4 protein-coding genes and 2 pseudogenes are annotated in these 4,926 nt (G+C 65.1%); all 6 read left to right on the forward strand.

The genetic code is table 11. The features are described from left to right. Positions 1-96: 96 nt before the first annotated feature. Positions 97-888 (forward strand): glutamate racemase, encoded by a 792-nt coding sequence (murI, locus tag RMO25_RS00005; RefSeq protein ID WP_309660551.1) that lies wholly within the window; start codon positions 97-99, stop codon positions 886-888. Between the two features lie 82 nt (positions 889-970). Continuing rightward, on the forward strand, positions 971-2,185 hold the full coding sequence (hemA, locus tag RMO25_RS00010; protein WP_309660552.1) for a 5-aminolevulinate synthase: 1,215 nt from the start codon (positions 971-973) through the stop codon (positions 2,183-2,185). Between the two features lie 33 nt (positions 2,186-2,218). Beyond that, positions 2,219-2,680, forward strand: a complete 462-nt coding sequence (locus RMO25_RS00015; RefSeq protein ID WP_309660553.1) for a hypothetical protein — start codon at positions 2,219-2,221, stop codon at positions 2,678-2,680. Between the two features lie 334 nt (positions 2,681-3,014). Continuing rightward, entirely contained in the window at positions 3,015-3,461 is a 447-nt protein-coding gene (gene rpiB, locus RMO25_RS00020) for a ribose 5-phosphate isomerase B (protein ID WP_309660554.1), read from the forward strand. Beyond that, positions 3,461-4,768, forward strand: a pseudogene (gene glyA / locus RMO25_RS00025) (serine hydroxymethyltransferase). Before rpiB ends, glyA begins: the two are co-directional and overlap by 1 nt. 33 nt (positions 4,769-4,801) lie before the next feature. Next, a pseudogene (locus RMO25_RS00030) lies at positions 4,802-4,926 on the forward strand (transcriptional regulator NrdR); the annotation flags it as partial.

Here is a 4,926-nt window from a genome sequence, read left to right on the forward strand (position 1 = left end):
CAGATCTGCGGTCATGGGGCCCGTGGTAGCAAATCGAACGGCTACGCAACAATCCCGCCCTTGCAGCAAGTGAGCGGCCACGCCACACAGCGCCCAATGAACCCCGCCGCCCCCTTGCTGTTCTTTGATTCCGGCGTTGGCGGGTTGTCGGTGCTGCGGCCGACGCTGGCGCTCTTGCCGACCGCTCCGATCGTCTATGTCGCCGACAACGCCGGCTTCCCTTACGGCGCGCGGAGCGAGGCGGACATCGCGGAGCGAGTCCCGGCCCTGCTCGAGCCGCTGGTCGAGCGCTTCCATCCGCGGCTGGTGGTGATCGCATGCAATACCGCATCGACGATTGCGCTCGATCATGCGCGCTCGGCCTTGGACCTGCCGGTGGTCGGCACCGTCCCGGCGATCAAGCCGGCCGCGGAAATGTCGAGAAGTCGCGTGATCGGCGTGCTCGGGACCCAGGCGACCGTTCGCCAACCCTATGTCGACGACCTCGCCGCGCGCTTCGCCGCCGACTGCACTGTCATCCGCCACGGCTCGCCCGAACTGGTCGAGCTGGCCGAGGCCAAGCTTGCCGGCGAGGCGGTCAGCGTCAAGGCGGTCCGCGCCGCCGCGCAGCCAATGTTCGACGCCGATCGTGGCGCCGAGATCGACGTCGTCGTTCTCGCCTGCACCCATTTTCCGTTGCTCGACGAGGAGCTTCGCTCCGCCTTCCCCAGCGTTGCGCTGATCGATGGCGGGCCCGGGATCGCGCGACGGATTGCCTATCTAACCCGCGACCAGGCCTGGCCGGAAGCGCCTCCACCCGGCATTGCCTTGTTCACCGGCGCCCCCCCCAGCGGACCCCTGCGCCATTCGCTGGCGCGATTTGCCCTCGAAGACATCCGGTTACTGTGAGCTGTTGCGAGTCGTTCGCAATGGAATTGCCCGACCGCCAGAGCTAAAGGGCGACAAGAGAGCCAGGGAAGCTTCAAACCAGTTGGATTACGACCGCATCTTCAGGTCCGCGATCGAGCGCCTTCACGACGAGGGCCGCTACCGCGTGTTCATCGACATCTTGCGCACCAAAGGCTCGTTCCCCGACGCCCGCTGCTTCGCCGGCCACAACGGCCCCAAGCCGATCACCGTGTGGTGCTCCAACGACTATCTCGGCATGGGCCAGCATGCCGCCGTGGTTGAGGCGATGGAAACCGCGTTGCATGACGTCGGCGCCGGTTCGGGCGGCACCCGCAACATCGGCGGCAACACCCATTATCACGTCGACCTTGAGGCCGAGCTCGCCGACCTCCACGGCAAGGAAGGCGCTTTGCTGTTCACCTCGGGCTATGTGTCGAACGAGGCGGCGCTGTCGACCCTCGGCAAATTGCTCCCCGGCTGCGTGATCTTTTCCGACGAGTTGAACCACGCCTCGATGATCGCCGGCATCCGCAGCAGCGGCTGCGACAAGCGCGTTTTTCGCCACAACGATCTGGCGCACCTCGAGGAGCTGCTCGCCGCCGAGGATCCCGAAACCCCCAAGCTGGTCGCGTTCGAGAGTGTTTATTCGATGGACGGCGACATTGCTCCCATCACCGCAATCTGCGACCTCGCCGACCGCTACGGCGCCCTCACTTACCTCGACGAGGTCCATGCGGTCGGCATGTACGGGGAGCATGGCGGCGGCATTTCGGAGCGCGACGGTGTTGCCCACCGCCTCACCCTGATCGAGGGCACGCTCGGCAAGGCATTTGGCGTGATGGGTGGCTATATTGCGGCCGACCGCAACATCATCGACTGCATCCGCAGCTACGCGCCGGGGTTCATCTTCACCACTTCGCTATCGCCGGTGCTGGTCGCCGGCGCACTCGCGAGCGTCCGCCACCTCAAGGCATCCTCTGCCGAGCGCGACGCGCAGCAGGCGATGGCGGCGACACTCAAGGGCAAGTTCATCGAAGCGGCCCTGCCGCTGATGCCTAGCGTCACCCATATCGTGCCGCTGCTGGTCGGCTGCCCGGTCAAGGCCAAGCGCATCAGCGACATCTTGCTCGCCGAGTATGGGCTGTACGTCCAGCCGATCAATTACCCGACCGTGCCGCGCGGCACCGAACGCCTGCGCTTCACCCCCGGCCCGTGCCACACGCCCGCGATGATGGACGAGCTGACCAAGGCGCTGGTCGAGATCTGGGACCGGCTGGAGCTCAGGCTGGCGGCTTGACAATCTCGCTGCGAAGGGGGTTCGTTCGTTGCAATGAGCGATATTCGATCAAATATGCGGCCAAACGTAGATGAGCAGGTCCATCTTGGCGACACTACCGAGGTCCTGAAGGGATCCTGGGTCGGAACCTTTGATGCGCTTCGGCTTGTCGATCCGCCGCAAGGCGCGAGCTCGCTACCCATGCTCCCAAATTATGCACCACTTACTGTGATGATGTGCGTCAGATTCGATTCTACCGGCAATGTGACGGGAGAAACACGGCGCAACACCTCGGACAATCAAATCGCAAGAGATGCATTCGCTGGAACCGCATCAATCAGAGAACACGCTGTCTTCCAGTGGGGAGAGGGCGCTTTCACGATTGTCCGGGATGGCAAGATCAACGAAGTTCAATTCGTCCTTAGAAGTGTCGATGAAATGCAGATCATTCTTGGGTCGTCTTCGGGTACGCTTCCGGGCAATCTCGCCCAATGCATATTGAAGCGCGTGCCGTAACGAGGCTTACCGCCGCGAGAAGTAATCGAGCTCAAGCGGTTGCAGGTGACGTTGATCGAGCCGGCTGGAGCTCAAGCTCGCCGCCTAGCTTTTGTGATGCTTGCTGCGCGCCTTGGGAGGAGTGTCCCTTGGCACGTCAGGCTCGGGGCTGCCCTCACCTTGGACTATAGGGACCCCGCGCGCTTCCTGGTAGACGCTTCTGGTCATCGGCTCGAAGAACAGCGACTGGGCGTTGGCCCGAATCCGCAGGCTGACAGCGCCGCTCGACAAAGCGCCGGGAGGATTCGACTGGCGGGCACTGGCGAATCTGCCGGCCTTGGCCTAGGCAATCCGCATGCGCATCGCCGTCGCCGCCGACCATGCCGGATACGTCCTCAAGGATGAACTCGCGGCGTGGCTGCGTGAGGCGGGGCACGATGTCACCGACCTCGGCACCAACGGGCCGGAAAGCGTCGATTACCCCGAATATGGCGCCAAGCTGGCCCGCGCGGTAGGCTCCGGCGAGGCCGAGCGCGGCATCGCCGTGTGCGGTTCGGGCATCGGCATCGCCATCGCCGTCAATCGCTTCGCCGAATGCCGCTGCGCGCAGGTCAACGAGCCTTTGTCGGCCGAGCTGGCGCGGACCCATAATGACGCCAACGTTATCGCGCTGGGCGCGCGGCTGATCGGCAGCGACATGGCCAAGGCCTGCGTCCTGGCCTTCCTCGACACCGACTTCGCCGGCGGGCGCCACCAGCGGCGCGTCGACCAGCTCTCATCCCTCGTGCAGGACAGCGACTGATGGCCACCGCGGCGAATTTGACCGACGTCCAACCGGCAGGCTTCTTCACCCGGCGGTTGAGCGATGCCGACCCAGCGGTCGCCGACGCGGTCCGCGCCGAGCTGGAACGCGAGCAGACCCAGATCGAGCTGATCGCGTCGGAGAATATCGTCAGCCGCGCGGTGCTCGAGGCGCAGGGGTCGGTGCTGACCAACAAATATGCGGAAGGCTATCCGGGCCGCCGCTATTACCAGGGCTGCGGGCCGTCGGACGCGGTCGAAACGCTGGCGATCGAGCGCGCCAAGCGCTTGTTCGGCTGCGGCTTCGCCAACGTCCAGCCGCATTCGGGCGCGCAAGCCAATGGCGCGGTGATGATGGCGTTGTTGAAACCCGGCGACACCATCCTCGGGATGAGCCTGGCGGCGGGCGGGCATTTGACACACGGCGCCCCACCGGCGCAGTCGGGCAAATGGTTCAACGCCATCCAATATGGCGTCCGCCCCGACGATCATCTGGTCGACTTCGACGAGGTAGAACGCCTCACTCGCGAGCATAAGCCCAAGCTGATCATCGCTGGCGGCTCGGCCTATCCGCGCATCCTCGATTTCGCCCGCTTCCGGGCCATCGCCGACGAGGTTGGCGCTTATCTGTTCGTCGACATGGCGCACTTCGCGGGATTGGTCGCGGCGGGCGAGCACCCGACCCCGTTCGGCCACGCCCATGTCGTCACGACTACCACCCACAAGACCCTGCGCGGGCCGCGCGGCGGCATGGTCCTGACCGATGACGAGGCGATCGCCAAGAAGGTCAATTCGGCGGTCTTCCCGGGCTTGCAGGGCGGGCCGTTAATGCACGTCATCGCCGCCAAGGCCGTCGCGTTCGGCGAGGCGCTGGAGCCCGGCTTCAAGACCTATGCCAAGGCGGTGATCGCCAACGCTCGGATGCTCGCCGGTCGCTTGAAGGAGCGCGGAGCGGACCTCGTCGCCGGCGGCACCGACACGCATTTGGCGCTGGTCGAGTTGCGGCCCTTGTAGCTCACCGGCCGCGACGCCGACGAGAGCCTCGAGCGGGCCGGCATCACCTGCAACAAGAATGGCGTGCCGTTCGACCCGCTGCCGCCGATGCAGACCAGCGGCATCCGCGTCGGATCGCCCGCCGGCACCACGCGGGGATTTGGCGAGGCCGAGTTCAGGGACATCGCCGACATGGTCGCCGACGTCCTCGACGGGCTGGTTGCGAATGGCCTGGAGAACAACGGCGCGGTCGAGAAAACGGTCAACATCCGCGTCCGAGCGCTCTGCGCGCGCTTTCCGATTTACCAGGGATAGCGTTTTAGTGGCCGTTCACGCAGGCGTTCTCTGATGCGCTGTCCGTTTTGCGCGCACGAAAATAGCCAGGTCAAGGACAGCCGGCCGAGCGAGGATAGCGCCGCGATCCGCCGCCGCCGCCAATGTGAGGATTGCGGCGCGCGCTTCACCACCTTTGA

The sequence above is a fragment of the Sphingomonas sp. genome (genome assembly GCF_031361285.1).
In the GTDB taxonomy this organism is placed as follows: domain Bacteria; phylum Pseudomonadota; class Alphaproteobacteria; order Sphingomonadales; family Sphingomonadaceae; genus Sphingomicrobium.